The following is a 19007-nucleotide window of genomic DNA, read 5'->3' on the forward strand; positions in this document are numbered from 1 at the left end:
GAGAAGGATCGAGCTGGGAGGATGGCTTTTGCGTGCGATCGGCAATCGTCAGTCTCCAATCCTCCATCTTCCGTCCTCCAACGCGCAGCTCTCATCGTCTAACGGAAGGACCCCGGTCTTTCGAACCGGTGGCGCGGGTTCAACTCCCGCTGAGAGCATGAATAAGCCACGACACGCGCAGGTGGCGGAGCGGTTCATCGCGCCGGCCTGTAGAGCCGGAGTCCTTCGGGACGATCGGGGGTTCGAATCCCTCCCTGCGCATCACAAGGTCGTCGTACCGCATGAACTGTACGCGCCGTCGGTTCCGATGGTGGGACGCGCGACTCCAAATCGGGAAGCGGCAGGGTCGATCCCTGCACGGCGTGCTTTTGCGGAAGAGGTCCCTTGGTACTTCGGAAACGTCCACGGTAAGCCGCATTTGTGGCTTGACTCGGAAACTCGCGGTTCGATATTCTGACGTAGGCGGTAGCAGTTCGAGGCGCACCATCACATCCAAAGCCTCTTGCCTCCGTCGCCTTGTGACGTCGCATGCTTAACGGCCCTATCGTGGCCAGCGATGCGCGTCTGTTGTCAGGAGGTACCATGTCGCGACGCCATTTTCCGTACGGCCGGGGTCGTTCGTTGGGGTTCACGCTGGTCGAATTGCTGGTGGTCATCGGGATTATCGCACTGCTGATCAGCATCCTCCTGCCCAGTTTGAATCGCGCCCGAGAGCAGGCCAATCGCATCAAATGTGCGAGCAACGTCCGGCAGCTTGCACTTGCCGCAATCATGTACGCCAACCAGAACAAGGGGGATTTCCCGCGGACCTATTGGAACCCGGGCGATGCGAACATCGACAACACCTGCCAGGGCTCGCGGAACAATGCCCCCGCCGCGAATGCGTTCGACAAGGCCAACCCAACCGGCCCGGTCGGCACCAACAACTGTGGTTCGGCGATGTTCCTGCTGCTCAAGATGGGCGACCTTACGCCCGATGTCTTCCGCTGCCCGAGCTCTACTCTGAACGAGGGACAGCTGGTCAAGCGCGACGTCGACAACTACTCGAACTTCCCGACGCCGATGAACAAGTTCAACTCCTACAGCTACGCCGCACCCTATGGCAACAACAACGCCAAGAACAACGGGTTCAAGTTCCGGCTCGGGTTGACGTCGGATTTCCCGATCTTCTCCGATATCAATCCCGGAACAGGCGGTCTCTTTCAGGCGGTCACGGGACTGACGCAGGATCCCCGCGCCGTGACGTACAACGAGGCTCAGCGCACCATGCAGCGGGCCAACTCGGTGAACCATTTCACGGTGGGCCAGCAGGTGGCGTATGTTGACGGGCACGTGGAATGGGTCACGTCGCCCTTCTGTGGGCCACCGGTGCCCAACAAGCCCTGGCGCGACAACATTTTCGTCAGCTTCAATGGTACCGACGCCACGACCGGCAAGGGTGGGGGCGCTCATGGCGCGCCGCGCGAGCGATACGACGCCATGATGCACCCGGCAGACGGTGCCAATTGACGCCGCGGTCTGGTGGTCATTCCTGCCAGGGCTGAGAAACTCCAAAGCACCAGTCGGTCAAGCCAGGCCGGAAGGGCCGAGCTTGATCGCCTGCTTTTGTGAGGCATACTGCCAGCGCATTGTCGCTCGAACCCACCCCAATCCCGCCCCGGCGACCGCTGCACATCGTCCACTTATTGCACGAGCTTCACCTGTCGGCCGGCGGAGGGGTGGTGCGGGCCGTGCTCGATCTGGCATCGGCGATGAGCGATCTCGGTCATCGGGTCACTCTGCTGACGCTTGACCCGGCCGACGCCCCGGTCGAATGGCCCCGCGCCACATCCATCACCGAACTGGCCCTGATGCCCATCGGTAGAACGCCCGTCGTTTTCGTCCCCCGGCATTCGTCGCCGGGACGTCGGTTTCGCAGGGGCCTCGGCCACCGCGAAATGACCTCGCTCGTGGGGAGCGCGGATGTGCTGCATGTTCACGGCGTGTGGGAGTGGTGCAACCTTCAGGCACTGGCGGCCGCCCGCCGCGGTGGCGTACCTGCGGTGGTTACGCCTCACGGCATGCTCGATGACTGGTGCATGCAGCAGGGCGGCATAAAGAAGCAGTTGTTCCTGCGGTTGTTCCTACGGCGAGCGCTCGCGGTCGGTGTTCATGTCCATTTCACCGCCTCGGCCGAGCAGGCGCAGGCCGGAACGTGGCTCGGGGAGCCGCCCTCGTCGGTCATCCCGTACGTGGTGGATGTTTCGGTATACCAGCGTTCACCGCTGTCGGATTCGCCGCCGATTTTAGACCGGACCCGACACGTGCTGCTCCTGAGCCGACTTCATCCGAAAAAGGGTGTCGAGCGGCTGATCGATGCGGCGGCAATCGTCGCGCAACGAATGCCCGGCGTCCGCTGGACGGTCGCCGGCCCCGCCGACGCTGACTACCTGTCGCTGCTGCAGGAACGCGTACGGGACCGCGGCCTGAGCCATGCGTTCACCTTTGCGGGCATGGTGTCCGGCCAGGAGAAAGCAGACCTCTATCGATCGGCCCATCTATTCGTGCTACCGACGAGTCAGGAAAACTTCGGGATCGTGCTGATCGAAGCAATGGCCAGCGGTTTGCCGGTCATCACGACCCGTGGCGTGGACATCTGGCCGGAACTGCAGGACGCCGGTGCGGTGATCCTCGAGCAGGCCGACGCCGCGACACTGGCCGACGCCATCTGCCCCATGTTGCAGGACGAAGTTCACCGACGGCAGCTTTGCACGCGGGGGCGAGCGTGGGTCGAAGCAACCTTCGCCGGCGACGCCGTGCCCCGGCGATTCGAGTTGCTTTATCAGTCTTTGTCGACGGCGCGGGGGTAGAGACTGGCCGGGCCGTCGCGCCTTTGAACGGTAGTCAGGAACCGGGCCGGACTGGAGCTCAGCATTTCCGGGCGAGCGCCACCGTTACCCCTTCCCGCGCCCTGATGCTATAACTCCCGGCCTGATGTCCGAACCAGCCGCTGACGCGAAGAAACCGCTTTTGGATTCTGAACAACCCCCGACTTGGGCGGCTCCCCCGGAGCCGCCCAAGGGTGCCATGTTCGCGATTTTCCTTATCGCGGTCATGGATTTTCTGGGGTTCGGCATCATCCTCCCGCTGCTTCCGCGATACGTGCCCGAGTACAAGGAACACGCGCTGAAGGTCACCCTGATCTTCGCGATTTACTCGATCTGCCAGTTCATCGGGGCACCGATCCTCGGGGCGCTCAGCGATCGCTGGGGCCGCCGGCCGGTGCTCGTCGTTTCGCAACTTGGCAGCGCGGTTGGTTACCTGATGCTAGGTTTTGCGCCGTGGGCCGGCGTCTGGACGCTGACGATCGTGTATGCGTCTCGGATCATCGACGGCTTCACCGGCGGCAACATCTCCACCGCGCAGGCCTACGTCGCCGACGTCACAACCCCCGCCAATCGTGCCAAGGGCATGGGAATGCTCGGGGCGGCGTTCGGGATTGGTTTCTCGCTCGGACCGGCGATGGGCGCGGTGCTCAGCCACTTCGGCGGACTCTGGGTGTCGCCGAACTTTGGCTCGGCTTTGCCGGCGTGGGTCGCGATGGCCCTGGCGACGCTCGCCGCCGTGCTCTCCTGGCGGACCCTCCGCGAAACACGATCGCACAAGCCGACCGAAGCCCAGGTTTGGCTTCATCCCCGCCAGTTCCTGCCGATCTTCCGCAACGGCGTGATCGTGCAGATTCTGGTGATCTCGTTCTTCATCATGGCCGCTTTCGTGATGATGGAGAGCACCCTGGTCCTGTTTCTCGATACCCATTTCGGCCTGAACAACCTCGGCACCGGCCTGTTCTTCGGCTGGCTCGGCTTGTGCATCATCATCGTGCAGGGTGGATTGGTAGGACGGCTGACCAAGAAGTACGGCGAGTGGCCGCTGGCGATCCTCGGCCCCTTGCTGGTGGCTGCAGGTATGGCCGCGTTCACCGGTACGGCCTGGGCGGCGACCATTCCGTTGCTCATGCTCGCCGGTGCCGTTAACGCCGGCGGACGCAGCCTTCAGCAGCCGGCGATTTCATCCCTGCTCAGTAAGTACGCCGACCCGAAGGAACAGGGCACGGTGTTTGGCGTTTATCACGGCCTGTCGAGCCTTGCCCGCGTCGCCGGCCCGATCGTCGCCGGTCTCACTTACCCGTTGCTCCGAAACACCGGTCAGTTCGTGACCGCTGGAGTCATAGCGCTGGCGATGGCCGTCTGGACGTACATGTTGAAGCGCCAAGCCGGCCGGCCCGTCACGCCCGAGCCCGCGGCCGAGGCGGCGGCGGCCGAGCCTGCGTAGGCATCGATTTCCGGTTGAATGCGGAGTGGCGATGGGGATAAGATCGCACGGTCATGACCGATCGCGACTTACTCAACAAGCTTCACGATCAGCCCTTCCAGCCCTTCAGGCTGAAGTTGTCGAACAACTCATCAATGGACGTGCTCGACCCCAACACGGTCGTCGTCGGACCAACGAGCGCCATCATGCCGGTTGAATCGGTTGTCGGGGAGCACGGCTACTACATCGTGAATCGGTGGAGGACTGTGGCCCTCAGCCATATGGTCGAGTTCATCGATATCGATCCTCCGAAGCCAGCTTCGAAGAAAAAGCGTGCTTCCTAAGAACGCAGCGAGGCTACGACGGTGGCTGACGAGCGCAACATCCCCGGTTTCCCCGAAATGTCGACTTGGCCAGCGCACGCCATCCGGCCATTTCAAGTCATTGATGCCGACCAGTGGCGTTGCGGTGGGAGCTACGTATCGGTGGTCGATGCGACCAATGAATGCTTCGACATTGGATTTGATTCCGCTCTCGGACGACTTTTCTTCGGCGCAACTCACGAGCGTGAGGAATCGACGGCATGGGTCAGAATCGGCAGCGAGCTCGAAGTCGAGATATTCACGATTCTGGAACTCGCCCTGAGTGATTCGCGCTGGCCGTGGTTGAGTGATGTTGTGGCCCGCGCCAAGCACTGGTCTGGCTTGCCCCAGCCTTCGCCGGCACGGTTGTCACCTTAATATGAGTGACATGTCGCCACGATTTTGCAGCGATTTCACGACGTCTGCGTCGCCGGCGGTTGGTCGTCTTCATCGTCCCCGCTGCTGGCGGTGCAGGTGAAGGAACCGCCGAACGCCATCGCGGCGCATAGCGTGACCAGAACAAAGTGTGTCCATCGAAGTCGCATTGGTCGATCTCCAGTGATTCGCTCATTCTGACTGACGCCGCAACGGCGACCGCGGCTTCATCAAATCTCCAGCACCCGCACCATCGTTCCTTTCGGCAGCGTGGGTTCGTTTTCAGACCGGACGAGCAAAGCATTGGCCCGCGCAAGCGTGAAAACGTCGGCCGAGCCTTTCCACGCCAGCGGTTCAATGGACGGCAGTTCGTTCTGTCGGCTGGTCAGGCCACCGGGCTGCCGGTACATCACCGGCTGGTAAAACTCCCGCGGCCCGTTGGCGGGCAACCCGACGTCGAGCCTGCCCGTGAGCCATCGGTCCTGCGGCATTCCGCCGGACATCCGGACGATGACGCGCGACGCCAATCGCAAGGTGCAGACGAACGCACTAAGCGGGTTGCCGGGAAGGCCGAAGACGAACGGGGATGAAGGCACGGAGGCATCAGGAACGGAGGCACGAAGGCCTTCGCCGCCACCCACGCCAAATACAAACGGCTTGCCCGGCTTCACCCGCACCTTGGTGATTTTCAGCGTCACGCCGAGTTCCACAAGCGCCTTGGGGACGAAGTCGAACTGCCCCATGCTCATGCCGCCGGTGACAAACAGAGCATCAAACCCAAGCCCCTGCTGGACGGATGCACGAATCCGTTCCTCGTCGTCGGCGACGATTCCCAGATCAGTCACATCGCACCCGAGCCGCTCCAATAGCGCGACGAGCATCGGGTTGTTGGAGTTTCGAATCTGCGACTGCGTCGGAGCCTGGTCGATCGGGATAATCTCATCGCCGGTGCCAAGGATGGCGACGCGCGGCCGGGCGTAGACTTCCAACTCGGCGGCCCCCACGCTTGCCGCGACCGCGATCGCGGGAGCGTCAACGATCGACCCGCGGGCGAGCACGATACGGCCGGCAGCCATGTCGCTGGCCTGCCGGGCGACGGCATATCCCGCCGCGACCGACGTCAGGATGCGCACCCTCCCGACGTCGCCTTCGGCCCCAAGTTCCTGCGTCTGCTCCACCGGGACCGTCGCATCGCTGCCCGCCGGCATCGGGGCGCCGGTCATGATCGCCATCGTCTCGCCGGGCTCGAGCGGATGCTCCGGCCAATGCCCGGCCGGAATCACGCCGACGACGGGCAGATCGACCGGAGCGGCAGCGATGTCTTTTGCACGAACGGCGTAGCCGTCCATCAGGCTCTTGTCGAAGGGGGGATAGTCGCGGTCGCTGACCACATCCTGCGCCAGCCGCAACCCGCGACAACGGCCCAGGGGAAGCCGGACAATCCGCGGCACCACCGGCTCGGCGTCGAGGATGTCGATCGCCTGCCGGACGGAAAGCAACGCCGAGACATCGGGATCAGCGGGTGTTGGCACGAATGGAATGATCGACGCCGGCCGCATGGCGGTCAAACGGGACCCCGAGCACGGCACCGCGGATGCTTCGCCAATGTGATCCGTTGCCCAATGTGATCTATTGTTTTGCAGTTGACCCACGATCCGAACCGGTGGTAGCGTTCGCCCTGCCACGCTTGCACGCATTGACCACCTTTACGGGGATTCATATGACAGGAACTGTACGAGTCGCGCGTGTTGCCGTCATCGGCCTGTTGCTCGCCTGCTGGGCGACGGCTGCCGGTCCTACGTCAGCGCCCATTACCGTCAAAAAGTTGGACGGAACCTCAGTCACCGGAGAGATGCTGTCGGCCGATCATGACCGGCTGATCCTGCTTCCCACCGGCAAGAAGGACGGCGTTTCGCTGGACTGGAAGGACGTCGTGTCGGTCAGCAACGGCTTAAATCGCCAGCACGCCATTCCAATGTGGAAGGCCAAGTTCCAGGATCGCCTCTGCGGTGCCTGCACGGGTGACCGCACGATCGCGCACGATGTTTGCGAAGGAAAGGGCATCGATCCTGAGAAGCGAAAAGAGTGCGTGGCTTGCAAGGGCGTCGGTGCCGTCGGCAAATGCACCAACGCCAAGTGCGACAAGGGAAAGGTTGACTGCCCCGGTGCATGCCTCAAGCGTTCGGTGGGCACCTGGGTGATGAAGGATGGCCAGTGGATGCGCGAATGGCGTCTGGCCAAAGGGCGCATCCAGTGGAAAACCGAGAACCATCTGGGCGAACTCTTCGAGGTCACCAACGAAGGCTACGTGTCCAAAGGCGACTGCCCCATCTGCACCCGAACCAGCAAGGTCGATTGCTCAACGTGCTTCGGCAAAGGGCAACTGCAATGCAAGCCGTGCCGCGGCGTCGGGTTCACCGGCCCGGCGTGCACGGGATGCAAGGACGGCAGAATCGCGTGTGCCGACTGCAAGGGGAAGGGACTGCAGGCGTCCAACTAGAGAGACAACGGCAAGTTGCCTCGATCTATATGAGTAGGGTATGCCTGCTGACGAGCGTCTCATCCGCGCAGTTCTTGGCCAAGACGCCGAAGCGTTTGACTACCTGATCGGCCGCCAGAAGCGCAAAGCTTGGCGGCGATTCTTTCCGGGCGATGTCGACCGTCGGTTGGCGAGGAGGCTTGTCAGGGATCATTGGCGGGACTGTTACGAGAATGGCGTTCCGTTGTTGGTGGGTCAATCGATGTTCCAAGTCGCGCCAGGCCACTATGCAGGGGGCGTTGAGATCGATCCAGACGACCCGGATACGGAACAAAACATGCCGCCGAGCGGATCCATGGTTATTGCCATGCCAGATGCCACCGTTCTCGACATTGTGGAGTTTTGCGAGGTGGGATCGCACAACGTGCCGCCCCCGGCCGACGCAATGCGAGCCACTGCTGAAGCGATGGAGGAGGGTCCCTTGAAGCAGTACATGCTTGAGTTCCTCGCCCAAACGCAGAGACCCACGGACGCACGGCTTCGCTTCGATATGCCATGGCAGGCCGTGCAAAAGGCGGCGAGCGATATTCTTCAGATCGCCCCCTTCGCGATCGTCTTCGCCGACCCTGCCGGTCTTCACGCAAAAGCGATGAAACGACTCACCTCGGACCAAGCGATGGAGATTGGCCGGATCGTGTTCGAGACGAACTCCGAAATCATGGACGTTGCAGTGGGTGCACTGGAGCGCAAGGGCCTGCCTGTGCCGCAGGACGCGAACATTCCCGAGATGGCAGACTATCCAGCCGCCATCGGCGCATACTTCAAGGCCATCAATGGGTTCCGGATGTGGTGGGACTGATTGTTGCCGACCGGCCCACTCGCCGCGCCAGGAACAATCCCGCGGCGCAGAGCACGAAAATCCCCGGCCCTTCAACCGCCGTCCAGTACCAGGGCAAGCCGATCGACAGGTCGAGGACGAAGATGCCGATCGCGAAGAGCATCCCCGCGACTGACTTACACGCGATCACCGGCGCGTACCGGCGGACGTCGGTCGCGAGGAACCATGTCACCAGGCCGAGGCTCGCGTACAGCCCCGACAGCGATCGCGTCAGGTATTCCGCCAGCGGCGTCGCGGCTAGTGGCTGGTGCAGCAGCAGATCGTTGGTCCGCTGCATCCACGACGTCGGCATCAGGGCCGCGGGCAGCGCGAGCATCAATACCAGGCCGCTGGCTTTCAGCAGCACGCGCAGCATCTTCTCCGTCGCAGCGGCGGTCATCGGGATCTTCTTCCGGTCACTGGAATCATCAGTCACCCAGCCGAACCTCGCATCATTTCACCGGCTCGACCTTGTTCTCCTTGATGCGGTACGTCCAGTCGCCGAAGTCGTCTTTGAATGCGACGATCGTGCACTCGACCGTTTCCTTCCGCGTCTTGCCCTCCTTGGGCCAGCTGGTGACGTGCGTGAAACTGATCTTGATCGGATACACGGTCGTCTTCTTGTTGTCCGGAACGCCGTCGCCGAGCGAGTTGCCCTCCCTCGGCTCGCCGTAGCGAATGGAAGCGTATTCCAGCGTTTCCTTTTTCGTTTCGTACTTCCCCATTTCGGTGTACTGCTTCTCCATCCAGGTCTTGATGACCTCTTCCTTCAGCCCGGCCTTGGCGGCGGCGTTTTCCTTGGCCGGCTCATCGGCGGCAAAGGTGGGAAGCCCGAACAGCCCGATCAATACAACGCCCAACAGGATTGAGTGCCGTGACATCGGATCTCCGTTGCAGAATGTCCCCCTGTTTTTGCCCGTACAGCCTGCTGGAAAGCGTATCTCGCGAATGGACGAATGCCAAGATGTTTCGGGCCACCATGCGCGGTCTACGCGGATTGAGCATCGGAAGTCACGCTTCTAACCAGCGCCTCAATCGCCTTTTCAATCCTCGCCGAGTCCAAGCCAAGGATTCGCCCAAGTTGTACAGTGGGACAGATGCGCCGAATCTGACATTGCCATCTTGACCTCCCAGCAGTGCAGGTATTCATGCTAAAGGCTCGACAAGACTCACTCGCCATGGTCGCAATCCAATACCCGCCGGGGTTAGATAACGACACTTTTCCAGCACTGAAGGCAATTGTCTCAACCGCTCGATCGGACTATTCCGAGTACGTGCCCCCATCGTGTTGGATCCTGTTCTTCAAGCCCAAAAAGCTCGCACGTGCCGAGGCAGTGGTTGTTGCGGTCCGCGAACTGCGTCAACGGGACGAGCGATTCAGAGTCATCGGCGTCGCGCTTCATGCAGGTGTGGTAATCTACGAAAGCGACTATCTCGGTCGTATCCGAAGCACGCCGCTGGGTGACGAGGTAAACGTCGTGCTTCGCGCTGCGAGATCAGATGCGCAGCTCGCATAGTCGAATTGTTGTCAGTTTCGAGGTCAACCATCACCACGCATCGGAAGTCGGGCGTGCTGGGCGAATCAACACTCATGTCACTATCTCGTGAACAGTTTGCTCAGCATCTTGAGCTTGGCATCGCTGCCGTTCGAAAGAACATCGAACGCTTTTGTTGGAATCAACTCCCGACGGGAGACAGGTACTTCGTCATCCTGAACAGTTCCTTCGATGGTAATCCCCTCGCCCCAGGGGAGCATCTGTTCCCCGATCACGACACGTCTCAGACCGACGTCCGTACGCCACGGTCTGCCGACGAAGTAGTCGAGCGCTTGTGGCGGGAGGGCAGGATTCCCGAGTGGATCGACATCACGCCGTACGAAGTGGAGGGAAAGTTCCTGTACTCAGAGTTGCGATGCTGCGGGCGATTCACCGACGTCGACTCCCACCTCTATCACAAGCACGAAGGTTACCCGCCGTTTCACGTCTTTGGTCCCATTCTGCCACCGGGCTATCGCGACCTTGAGCATGACGGGAAGTTCGATCTACATTGCTACCGTGACAGAAGAGGCCTCCCCTTGAGTCGATGCAATTCTTGACGACGATTGCCATGGCGCAAAAGGAAGCCCGCGGCTGGAACCGCGGGCTTCGCTTCCGGGGTCGTCGGAAATCACGCGATTACACCAACGCCTTAATCGCCCTCTCAATCCCCGCCGAGTCCAGGCCCTGATGGCCCATCTGTTGCCAGAGGCCGCCGCAGCCTTCCTTGTGCGTGCCGATGTTGTTGAACTTGCCCTTGAAGCCGTACTTCAGCAGGCCGCTGCCGAAGCGGCTGCCTAAACCCGTCTTGACGTTGTATCCCTCCGCCACCAGCACGAACGGCGCGGCGGCGAGCTTTTTCATCGTCGTCTCGTCCCAGACGTTCAGCGTCGCCTTGTTAATCAGGCCGACCTTCACGCCTTGCTCCTGCAGGCGGATGACGGCGTCGAGAGCGCGGTAGAGCGTCTCGCCGAACGCGACGACGTAGCCGCCGCCGTTGGCTTCGCGGATGACATCGTCGGCCGTCGTGAACGGCTTGTCCTTGTAGAAGGGCGTGCCGTCTTCCTTGTGGATGTCGGGGACCGGCGAGCGGGTGCTGAAGACGAATCGCAGGCCCGCTTCGCCGTAGATCTTCTTTACGCATGCCGCGAACTGGTGCTGGTCGGCGGGGAAGTAGAGGCGGGTGTTGTCGGCCTGCTCGTGATCGAGGCCGCCGTCGGCGAACATGCTGTTGATGCCGAAGTGACAGGTGTTATCCGCCATGTCGTCCACGCCGCTGTGGCTGAAGTGGGCGAGCACGTTGCAGTGGTTCAGGCGGGCCATCGTGATCTCGGAGACGCACATCTCCAGGAACGCGCTGAACGTGGCGAAGATGCCCTGGCGGCCCTTGTCGAAGCCGAAGCCGGCGGCGGCGGAGAAGTTGCCGCGCTCCATGATGCCGGCCGAGACGAACACCTCGGGGAACTTCTTGCGGATGTGCACCAGGCCGCAGGAGCCTTCCAGGTCGTTGTCGAACACCTTTACGGTCGCGACGCGCTGCTCGGGTGTCAGGCCTTCGAGGATGCTGTTGATGATCTTGCCAAAGTCGTCGCGGTTCTTGCCGACGCCGCTGCTGCCTTTGAACGTCAGCGGGCTCTTGTCGGCCTTGGCGGTCTTAAGCATCTCGATCGCGGCGGTGTGGCCGTGCTTCTCGAGATACTTCACCGCGGTCTCGACCTTCAGCACTTCGTGGGCGTGGGGGTTGCCTTCAGCGCCCTCGATGCCCGGAGCCATCGGCCGCTTGATGACCAGGCCGCGCGGGCCGTCGGTCGAGAAGGCGCGGGCCAGGTCGGTGTAGAGGGCTTCGAAGTCTTCGCCCATGACCGTTTCCGTCGCCAGGCCGTGGCCGGCGAGGGTCTTGGTCAGGTCGTAGCCGGGCATGTAGTCGTTGGGGTGACCGGCGATGGTGACGTTGTTGTCGTCGAGCAGGACCTTGAGGTTAAGGTTCCTGGCGACGCAAAGACGGGCGGCCTCGGCGTTGTCGCCTTCCATCTGCGAGCCGTCGGAGCCCAGCATGAACACGGCCTTGCCGGGGTTGGCCATCGCCAAGCCGTTGGCCATCGCCCAGACGTGCCCGAGCCGGCCGGAACTGAACTTCACGCCCGGCGTGAACCCGCGCTCGGGGTGGCCGGGCAGGTGCTGGTTGTACTCGCGGTAGTGGAGCAGCTTCTCGGCGGGCATCGCGCCTTCGAGGACCGACAGCAGGTATTGCGTCGCGACGCGGTGGCCGGCCTCGTCCCAGAAGATCGGGACGATCGGCGCGCCGCCTTCGATGAACCCGCGGATGATGCAGACTTCCGGCACGGTGTCGTACGCACCGCCGGAGTGCCCGCTCAGGCCCTTGGCCCCGGCCAGTGCCGTGAAGAACACGATCGCGTCGCGGCAGAGCTGGATGTTGTGCTTAAGGTCGGCCAGCTGGGCCGGCGTCAGCTTCGACTGCTTGGGGTCGAGCTTCAGGGGCTTGATGGCTTTGAGATCGATGGGGAAGGTGTCGGGCATAGTGTCTCGGAATATCGTCGGATTCGGGGATACTGGCAAGCCGGGGGATTAAGGAAACGTGACGGGGTCGTGCGATGGCGGGGGTCGTAACCGCGCCATCACTCGACTACCCCATCATGTCGTCCCTGTATCGCCGCGTCTCCCCAACCCATCTTCACGCCGTCGGGGTCAGCATCGCATTGGGGATCACAACCTTCTCCTCGGCCTCTTCCTCTTCGTGTTTCACGTGCGTTGTCGCGATCAGCGAATAGAAGACCGGCACCACGAACAGCGTGAAGATCGTCCCGACAATCATCCCGGCGACCAGGATGATGCCGATGCTGTTGCGGGCCGCGGCACCGGGGCCGCTCACCAGCACCAGCGGGAAGTGCCCGAACACCGTCGCGGCCGACGTCATCAGCACCGGCCGAAGCCGGGTGCACGATGCCTCGTGCAGCGCCGCCATCTTGCTCAGGCCGCGCTCCTGTAGGGTGTTGGCGAACTCGACGATCAGGATGCCGTTCTTCGCGATCAGGCCCACCAGCGTAATCAGGCCGACCTGCGAGTAGATGTTGATCGTCGTCAGGTCGAGGAAGCTGAACACCAGCGCGCCGGAGATCGCCAGCGGGACCGACCCGAGCAGCACGATCAGCGGATCGCGGAAGCTGCGGAACTGCGCCGCCAGCACCAGGTAAATCAGCACGACGGCAAACCCGAGGGTGACGACCAGCGCGCCGCCTTCCTTGCGGATCTGGCGGGATTCGCCGGCGTAGTCAATGTAAACACCATTGCTGGCCGAAGCCCTGGCGGCGTCTTCCAGGACGGTCAGGCCCTGCTCTTTGGTGATGCCCGGCTGAACGCCGCCGAAGATCTTCACCGCGTTTCGCTGCTGGAATCGGTTGAGCGTTCGCGGTGCGGTCGTCGTCTCGATACTGGTGAACGTGGACACCGGCACGAGGTATCCGCCGGGCGTCTTGATCTTCAGGTCCAGCAGGGGGCCGACCGAAGTCCGGCCCGCCTCGCCGAGTTGTGGGATGACCTTGTAACTACGGTCGTAGAAGTTGAAACGGTTGACGTACCCGCCGCCCAGCAGGGTACCCAGTTCCTGCCCGACGCCGGCCAGGTCCAGGCCCAGGTCGGCGACCTGCTCGCGGTCGATCGTGACGCGGGCCTCCGGCAGGTCGATCTTCAGATCGGTATCGACATAGAGGAACTTGCCGCTCTGGAAGCCGGCCGCGATCACCTTGCCGACGACTTCCTGCATCTGCTCCGGCGGGGCGTCACTCTGTAACACCAGTTCGACGTCGAACTGCCCCGGGGTGGGCAGCGGCGGATCGAGCCGGGGGTGCACCTGCAGTCCCGGCGTCTGCGAGACGATGCCATACACCTCGCCGTACATCTCCTCGGTGGATCGGCTACGGCTCTTCCAGTCCTTGGCAACCATCCCGCCGAAGCCGCCCCAGTTGCCGGTCATCGACCACATGTACTCGGCCTCGGGAAAGTGAGTGACCGAGTTGACGATGTTGAGCGACTGGCGATTGGTCGAAGGCAGCGAAGCGTCCGGCGAGGCCTGCAGGAACAGGCTGATGTGGCTCTGATCTTCGACCGGGGCCAGCTCACGCCGTGACATCATGTAGAAGGGCCAGGCCGCCGCGGTAATCAGCAGGGCGACAATGACCACGGCCCAGCGGATCGCCAGCGCGCCGTTCAGCAGTCGGCCGTAGGTTCGGCGGACCGCGTCGAAGCCGCGGTTTACAAGGGCGGTGAGGCGGCCTTCCTTGCCGGCGGCGTGGACGAAGTAGGAGCTCATCATCGGCGACAGCGTCAGCGCGACGAAGCCCGACACCACCACCGCCGCCGCGAGCGTGATCGCAAACTCCAGGAACAGCGACCCGGTCAGGCCGCCTTGGAAGCCGATCGGCGCGTATACCGCGGCGAGCGTGATCGTCATCGCGATCACCGGGCCGATGAGTTCGCGGGCACCAAGCAGCGCGGCCTGGCGGCGCGTTCTTCCCTCGCGCACGTGCCGTTCCACGTTCTCGACCACCACGATCGCGTCGTCCACCACCAGCCCGACCGACAGCACGATCGCCAGGATCGTCAGCAGGTTCAGGCTGAAGCCCAGCACGTACATCAGCACGGCGGCACCGACCAGCGAAACCGGCATCGCCACCAGCGGCACCAGCGCCGTACGGACCGAACCCAGGAACAGGTAGACGACCAAGCCGACGATGAGGATCGTCTCGATCAGCGTCTTGGTGATCTCCTTGATCGCGTTCTGCATGAACCGGGTGCCGTCCCACGCCATCCGCATGTCCATGTCTTTGGGTAGCGTGAGGCGGACGCGTTCCATCTCGGCATTCAGATTCCTGGCGACGTCGATCTCGTTGCTTCCGACCTGCGGCCAGATGCCGAGGTAGACGCCTTCCTTGCCGTTGTACTTGGCGACAAGATCCGCCTCTTCGGCGCCCAGTTCCACGGTTGCCACATCGCTCAGCCGAACGATCGCGCCTTTGCGGTTGGCGACGATCAGATCGCTGAACTCGTCGGTCGAGCGAAGGTCGGTGTTGGCCAGCAGGTTGATCTGGACGAGGTTGCCCTTGGTCTGGCCGACGGCTGCGATGTAGTTGTTCCGCTGGAGCGCCGAATGGACGTCGCCGGGCGACAGGTTCAGCGCGGCCAGGCGGTCGGGATCAATCCAGACGCGCATCGCGATCTGCCGGCCGCCTTCGATGGTGACCCGCTGAATGCCGTCAATCGTCGAGAACTGCGGCTGAAGGTTGCGCAGGAGCCAGTCGGTCAGCGCCGGAACGTCCCGCTCGGTCGAGGTGAAGCTCAGGTAAAAGCTGGCATAAGGGCGGTCGGCCCGTTGCACTTCGACCGCGGGGGGCTCGGCTTCCTGCGGCAGTTCCGATCGAACCTGCTGGAGCCTTGCGGTGACCTCGGCCAGCGCGGCCGTGCTGCTGTGGTTCAGCTTCAGGTGAATCGTGACGGTGCTCATGCCGGCACGGCTCACGGACTCGATATGATCCACGCCGCTGATCTGCGAGACGACCTTTTCGATCGGCGTCGTCAGGTAGCCGCGGATCGTCTCGGCCGATGCACCGTAGTAGAGCGTCGTGATGACGATCGACGAGCTTTCGAGCTTGGGGTACTGCTGCACGGGCAGCTTGGTCAGCGCCCGCCAGCCGACCAGGACAATCGCGAGATTGACCACCACCGCCAGGACGGGATGTTTGATGAAGATGTCGGTGAAAGCGCGCATGAGGATTGAATGTGGGCAAACCGCTTAAAGAGGCAGGGGCAAGTACGTCGGACTGCGGCGTTCAGCGTTGACGCGTCGCAAGAGGAAATCAGCGAACTTCAGCCGTCGGGAGCGTAGTGGGCACGGTGGCCGGCAGAGTGGCCGGGCCGCTTCCGGGGACATCGGGCACGACGATGACCATTGCCGATTCGCGAAGCTTGAACGATCCCGCCGCCGCCACCCGTTCACCGGCGACGAGCCCTTTGCGGATCATGACGGCATCTCCCATCATGTCGCCGCTCTGGACCGGGCGCGTCTTGGCGCGGGTGACGCCTTTGTCATCGGTCACCAGGACGAACACGTGGTCTCCGGCCGGACCCTTTCGCAGCGCGCTGGCGGGGACAAAGACGGCATCGGTCTGCGGCCCCACAAAGACGCGGACCCGGACCGACGAGCCCGGCGATGGCGCCTTCGACGCGTCGGCGATCAGAGCTCTAACGGCGGCGTTTCGCGTCGTCGGGTCCACCCGGGCGTCCGTCGCTACGATCGTCGCGGGGATCGGTGTTTCGCTTGCCTGCGCGATGATTTCGACACGATCACCTTGTTTCAGCCCGGCTGCGTAGCGCTGGGGGACGTAGAAGTCTACGTGAACCGATTCGTCCACCCCTTGGAGCGTGGTCAGCAACGTCCCTTCCTCCAGGTACTGCCCCACGTGGACGTCCGACAAACCGATTTTCGCCCGGAACGGCGCGAGGATCGTCCGCCGCGCGATGACCGCCTTGGCCTTGGCGATCTGCGCCAGGGCGACGTCACGTTCGGCGCGGGCCTTGTCCAGCTCCGTGGCGCTGGCGGCGAGCGAGTCATTCATGTTCTTGATACGCACGAGCATCGCCTCGGCGAGCTTCGACTGGGCCTCGGCGGCGTTCAGCTCCGCCTGCTCGACCGACACGTCCATTGCGACCAACAAGTCGTCCTTTTCGACGATCTTACCCGGTGCCAAGTTGACCTGGCGGACCGTGCCGGCGATCTCATTCTTAAGCGATACCGATCGCAGCGCCATCATCGTGCCAATGACCGTCGTGGACCGCTGGTGCGGTTGCGTGGCGGCGATGGCGGCGGCGACGGACTCGGCCGGCTCGGGCATGGTCACCTCGGCAGCAGCCTGGATCGAGGTGTACTTCCACACGGCAAGAGCGGCGCCCAGGAGGACGACGCTCAATACCAGCGCGATCGATCCGATCAGTCGGCCAGGAGTCATCTTTTGTCCTTAGTCCTTCTATAAATCGAGATTACGTTTGTAGCCGGGAATACCAGCCCGCGCTCTGACGGGAGTTTGCGCGCTGCCGGCACTGAACATAGGCTGCACCGGCGACCGATGTCAAACAACTGTTTTAACGCCGCCAGTGCCGGCCGGATATCACTGACGTTCGAGCGAGACTTTGCGGGCGATCCCCGGCGAGTGCGGCGGGCGTAAACCGTGCCGAACGAACCCGAGGCGAGATCGCCAAGCGAACCCGAGATCGCCTCCTTGGCCTTCCCCACGTTTGGTGGGCGCTCACTGGGCAGGATACCCTCCTGCCGAAGGAGCTGGCCATGCGTCGTAGGAAGTTCACTCGTGAGTTCAAGCTGGGTGCCGTCAAGCTGGTGCACCAGCAGGGCCGATCGGTAATGCAGGCGGCTAAGGACCTCGGCGTCGATCCCAAGTGCATCCGCGAATGGATCGAGAAGTACACGGCCGATCCCGACTCGGCCTCGCCGGCGGCGATGGCCAAAGAGCTGCAGCAGCTGCGCACCGAAAACGCGCGTTTGCGAATGGAGCGTGAGATCCTAAAAAAAGCGACGGCGTTCTTTGCCAGCCAGCAGGAGTGAGGTTCGCCTTCATTGCCAGCACGCTCGACGACTATCCGCTGGCAGCGTGTTGCCGGGTGTTGTCGGTCACGCGCTCGGGCTTCTACGCCTGGAGGTGTCGTGCCGACAGCGAGCGACAGCGTCGGCGTCAGGAACTGCTCGTGCGGATCCGCGACGTGCACGAGGCCAACCGCCAGGTGTACGGCAGCCCGCGGATCTACCAGGTGCTCAAAAGCGAGGGTCAAAGCGTGTGTGAGAACACGGTCGCTGCCATCATGAAGCAGGCGCAGATCCGAGCCAAAGGTCGGCGTCGTTTCGTGCCGCGTACGACCGACAGCGGGCACGGGCAGCCGGTGGCGACGAACGTACTGGACCGGCAGTTCGCCGCCGAGGGTCCGGACCGCAAGTGGGTGGCGGACATCACCTACGTCGAAACCGCTGAGGGCTGGCTTTACCTGGCGGGCGTGCTGGATCTGTACTCGCGGAAGATCGTCGGCTGGTCGATGACGCAGCACATGCGTACGGAGCTGGTGGCCGAGGCGTTGCAGATGGCGATCGCGCAGCGGCAGCCTTGCAAGGGCCTGCTGCACCATAGCGACCGAGGAGTACAGTACGCGTCGGAGGACTACCAGCATTTGTTACAATCGCACGGGATGGTGGTGAGCATGAGCGATCCGGGCGAGTGCTGGGACAATGCGACGATGGAGAGCTTCTGGAGCACGCTCAAGAGCGAGCTGATGGAAGGGACGAGGTATGCGACGCGGGCGGAGGCCCGGCAGTCGATCTTTGAGTACATCGAGGTGTTCTACAATCGAAAGCGGCTGCATAGCACGTTAGGCTATCAGAGCCCCGAATCGTTCGAGGCGAGCCGCAGTTAACCCAACCCGCGCCCACCAAACGTGGGGAAGGCCACCTGTCTCCTCCTCCGGTACGCCGGGGGAGGGTTAGGGAGGGGGTTGTGGCAGAGCCGCGTTCCCATGCGTTCTCGTTTGGCCGAACGAACCCGAGGCTGAACGCAAACATCGAACATCGAACGCCCAACATCGAACATCGAATCACCAGGCGCGGACTGCCGAACGAATCTGACACGGCTTCGCCGAACGAACCCGAGACGACAACGCCAAACGAACCCAAGGCTGCTCCAGGAACCGAAACTCCGGACCCGGGGCTTCGCGGGTACGCTGCGCCCGCGGCTTGTCTGCCGAACGAACCCGAGACGACAACGCCGAACGAACCCGAGCGTCCGAACGAAACCGGATTGCCGGACGCTCCCGCGTCGCGGGGAGCACCTCATGAGCGGGGGTTGTTCCGCGCATGACACCACGCAGCCGACTAGGCTGCTGGTGAGAACATTATACGAACATCGGATGTTTGGTCAATGTTCTAATATCGCCGATTTCCGCCCGGAACACTGGTCACGCCCATCGTCAGGCGTCTTCCGGCCCCGACGGGGCCGCGGATGCTTGCCACGGGTGGAGCG

General features: G+C 62.8%; 17 protein-coding genes and 3 tRNA genes. 13 read left to right on the forward strand and 7 right to left on the reverse strand.

Annotation, left to right across the window (positions count from 1 at the left end; translation table 11 throughout):
- Window positions 1-87 precede the first annotated feature (87 nt).
- From IPV69_RS16730 to IPV69_RS16765, 8 genes are all read left to right on the forward strand, one after another.
- Window positions 88-158 (forward strand) — tRNA-Glu (locus IPV69_RS16730).
- A 17-nt stretch (window positions 159-175) separates the two neighbouring features.
- Window positions 176-261: transfer RNA gene (locus tag IPV69_RS16735), tRNA-Tyr, on the forward strand.
- Window positions 262-292: 31 nt separating this feature from the next.
- Window positions 293-365, forward strand: a tRNA-Trp gene (locus IPV69_RS16740).
- A 217-nt stretch (window positions 366-582) separates the two neighbouring features.
- Complete coding sequence (locus IPV69_RS16745; protein ID WP_206290821.1) at window positions 583-1509, forward strand: type II secretion system protein; 927 nt, start codon at window positions 583-585, stop codon at window positions 1507-1509.
- Window positions 1510-1628: 119 nt separating this feature from the next.
- A complete protein-coding gene (locus IPV69_RS16750) occupies window positions 1629-2849 on the forward strand; it encodes a glycosyltransferase (RefSeq protein ID WP_206290822.1) in 1221 nt (406 codons plus the stop codon).
- 217 nt (window positions 2850-3066) lie between these two features.
- Window positions 3067-4311 (forward strand): MFS transporter, encoded by a 1245-nt coding sequence (locus IPV69_RS16755; RefSeq protein ID WP_206290823.1) that lies wholly within the window; start codon window positions 3067-3069, stop codon window positions 4309-4311.
- A 53-nt stretch (window positions 4312-4364) separates the two neighbouring features.
- Window positions 4365-4634, forward strand: coding sequence for a hypothetical protein (locus tag IPV69_RS16760; protein ID WP_206290824.1), 270 nt, complete (start codon window positions 4365-4367; stop codon window positions 4632-4634).
- 21 nt (window positions 4635-4655) lie between these two features.
- A complete protein-coding gene (locus IPV69_RS16765; protein WP_206290825.1) occupies window positions 4656-5030 on the forward strand; it encodes a hypothetical protein in 375 nt (124 codons plus the stop codon).
- A 35-nt stretch (window positions 5031-5065) separates the two neighbouring features.
- On the opposite strand, the gene IPV69_RS27600 is transcribed toward IPV69_RS16765, so the two are convergent.
- Both IPV69_RS27600 and IPV69_RS16770 read right to left on the reverse strand, forming a co-directional pair.
- A complete protein-coding gene (locus tag IPV69_RS27600; protein WP_261361973.1) occupies window positions 5066-5197 on the reverse strand; it encodes a hypothetical protein in 132 nt (43 codons plus the stop codon).
- Between the two features lie 60 nt (window positions 5198-5257).
- On the reverse strand, window positions 5258-6559 hold the full coding sequence (locus IPV69_RS16770) for a molybdopterin molybdotransferase MoeA (protein ID WP_206290826.1): 1302 nt from the start codon (window positions 6557-6559) through the stop codon (window positions 5258-5260).
- Window positions 6560-6747: 188 nt separating this feature from the next.
- Here IPV69_RS16770 and IPV69_RS16775 point away from each other — a divergent pair, with 188 nt between their 5' ends.
- Window positions 6748-7527 (forward strand): hypothetical protein, encoded by a 780-nt coding sequence (locus tag IPV69_RS16775; protein WP_206290827.1) that lies wholly within the window; start codon window positions 6748-6750, stop codon window positions 7525-7527.
- Window positions 7528-7567: 40 nt separating this feature from the next.
- Entirely contained in the window at window positions 7568-8365 is a 798-nt protein-coding gene (locus IPV69_RS16780) for a hypothetical protein (protein ID WP_206290828.1), read from the forward strand.
- Here IPV69_RS16780 and IPV69_RS16785 read toward each other — a convergent pair.
- Window positions 8337-8819, reverse strand: coding sequence for a hypothetical protein (locus IPV69_RS16785; protein WP_206290829.1), 483 nt, complete (start codon window positions 8817-8819; stop codon window positions 8337-8339). The genes IPV69_RS16780 and IPV69_RS16785 overlap by 29 nt on opposite strands.
- Window positions 8820-8835: 16 nt before the next feature.
- Window positions 8836-9264, reverse strand: coding sequence for a hypothetical protein (locus IPV69_RS16790; protein ID WP_206290830.1), 429 nt, complete (start codon window positions 9262-9264; stop codon window positions 8836-8838).
- 297 nt (window positions 9265-9561) lie between these two features.
- Between IPV69_RS16790 and IPV69_RS16795 the strand changes: the two genes are divergently transcribed.
- The gene (locus tag IPV69_RS16795) at window positions 9562-9900 is read left to right on the forward strand and encodes a hypothetical protein (protein ID WP_206290831.1); all 339 of its coding nucleotides are present in this window, start codon (window positions 9562-9564) and stop codon (window positions 9898-9900) included.
- 74 nt (window positions 9901-9974) lie between these two features.
- Entirely contained in the window at window positions 9975-10478 is a 504-nt protein-coding gene (locus IPV69_RS16800; RefSeq protein ID WP_206290832.1) for a class III extradiol ring-cleavage dioxygenase family protein, read from the forward strand.
- Window positions 10479-10557: 79 nt separating this feature from the next.
- Here the strand turns inward: IPV69_RS16800 and IPV69_RS16805 are convergent, their stop codons facing one another.
- From IPV69_RS16805 to IPV69_RS16815, 3 genes are all read right to left on the reverse strand, one after another.
- Window positions 10558-12456 (reverse strand): transketolase C-terminal domain-containing protein, encoded by a 1899-nt coding sequence (locus IPV69_RS16805; protein ID WP_206290833.1) that lies wholly within the window; start codon window positions 12454-12456, stop codon window positions 10558-10560.
- A 154-nt stretch (window positions 12457-12610) separates the two neighbouring features.
- Complete coding sequence (locus IPV69_RS16810; protein WP_206290834.1) at window positions 12611-15700, reverse strand: efflux RND transporter permease subunit; 3090 nt, start codon at window positions 15698-15700, stop codon at window positions 12611-12613.
- 88 nt (window positions 15701-15788) lie between these two features.
- Window positions 15789-16937 (reverse strand): efflux RND transporter periplasmic adaptor subunit, encoded by a 1149-nt coding sequence (locus tag IPV69_RS16815; RefSeq protein ID WP_206290835.1) that lies wholly within the window; start codon window positions 16935-16937, stop codon window positions 15789-15791.
- A 329-nt stretch (window positions 16938-17266) separates the two neighbouring features.
- Here IPV69_RS16815 and IPV69_RS16820 point away from each other — a divergent pair.
- A protein-coding gene (locus IPV69_RS16820) for an IS3 family transposase (protein ID WP_449272146.1) occupies window positions 17267-18405 on the forward strand; the annotation gives its coding sequence in 2 pieces (ribosomal slippage) (window positions 17267-17525 and window positions 17525-18405; 1140 coding nt in all).
- Window positions 18406-19007: the final 602 nt, after the last annotated feature.

The sequence above is a fragment of the Humisphaera borealis genome (assembly GCF_015169395.1).
Classification (GTDB): Bacteria; Planctomycetota; Phycisphaerae; order Tepidisphaerales; family Tepidisphaeraceae; genus Humisphaera; species Humisphaera borealis.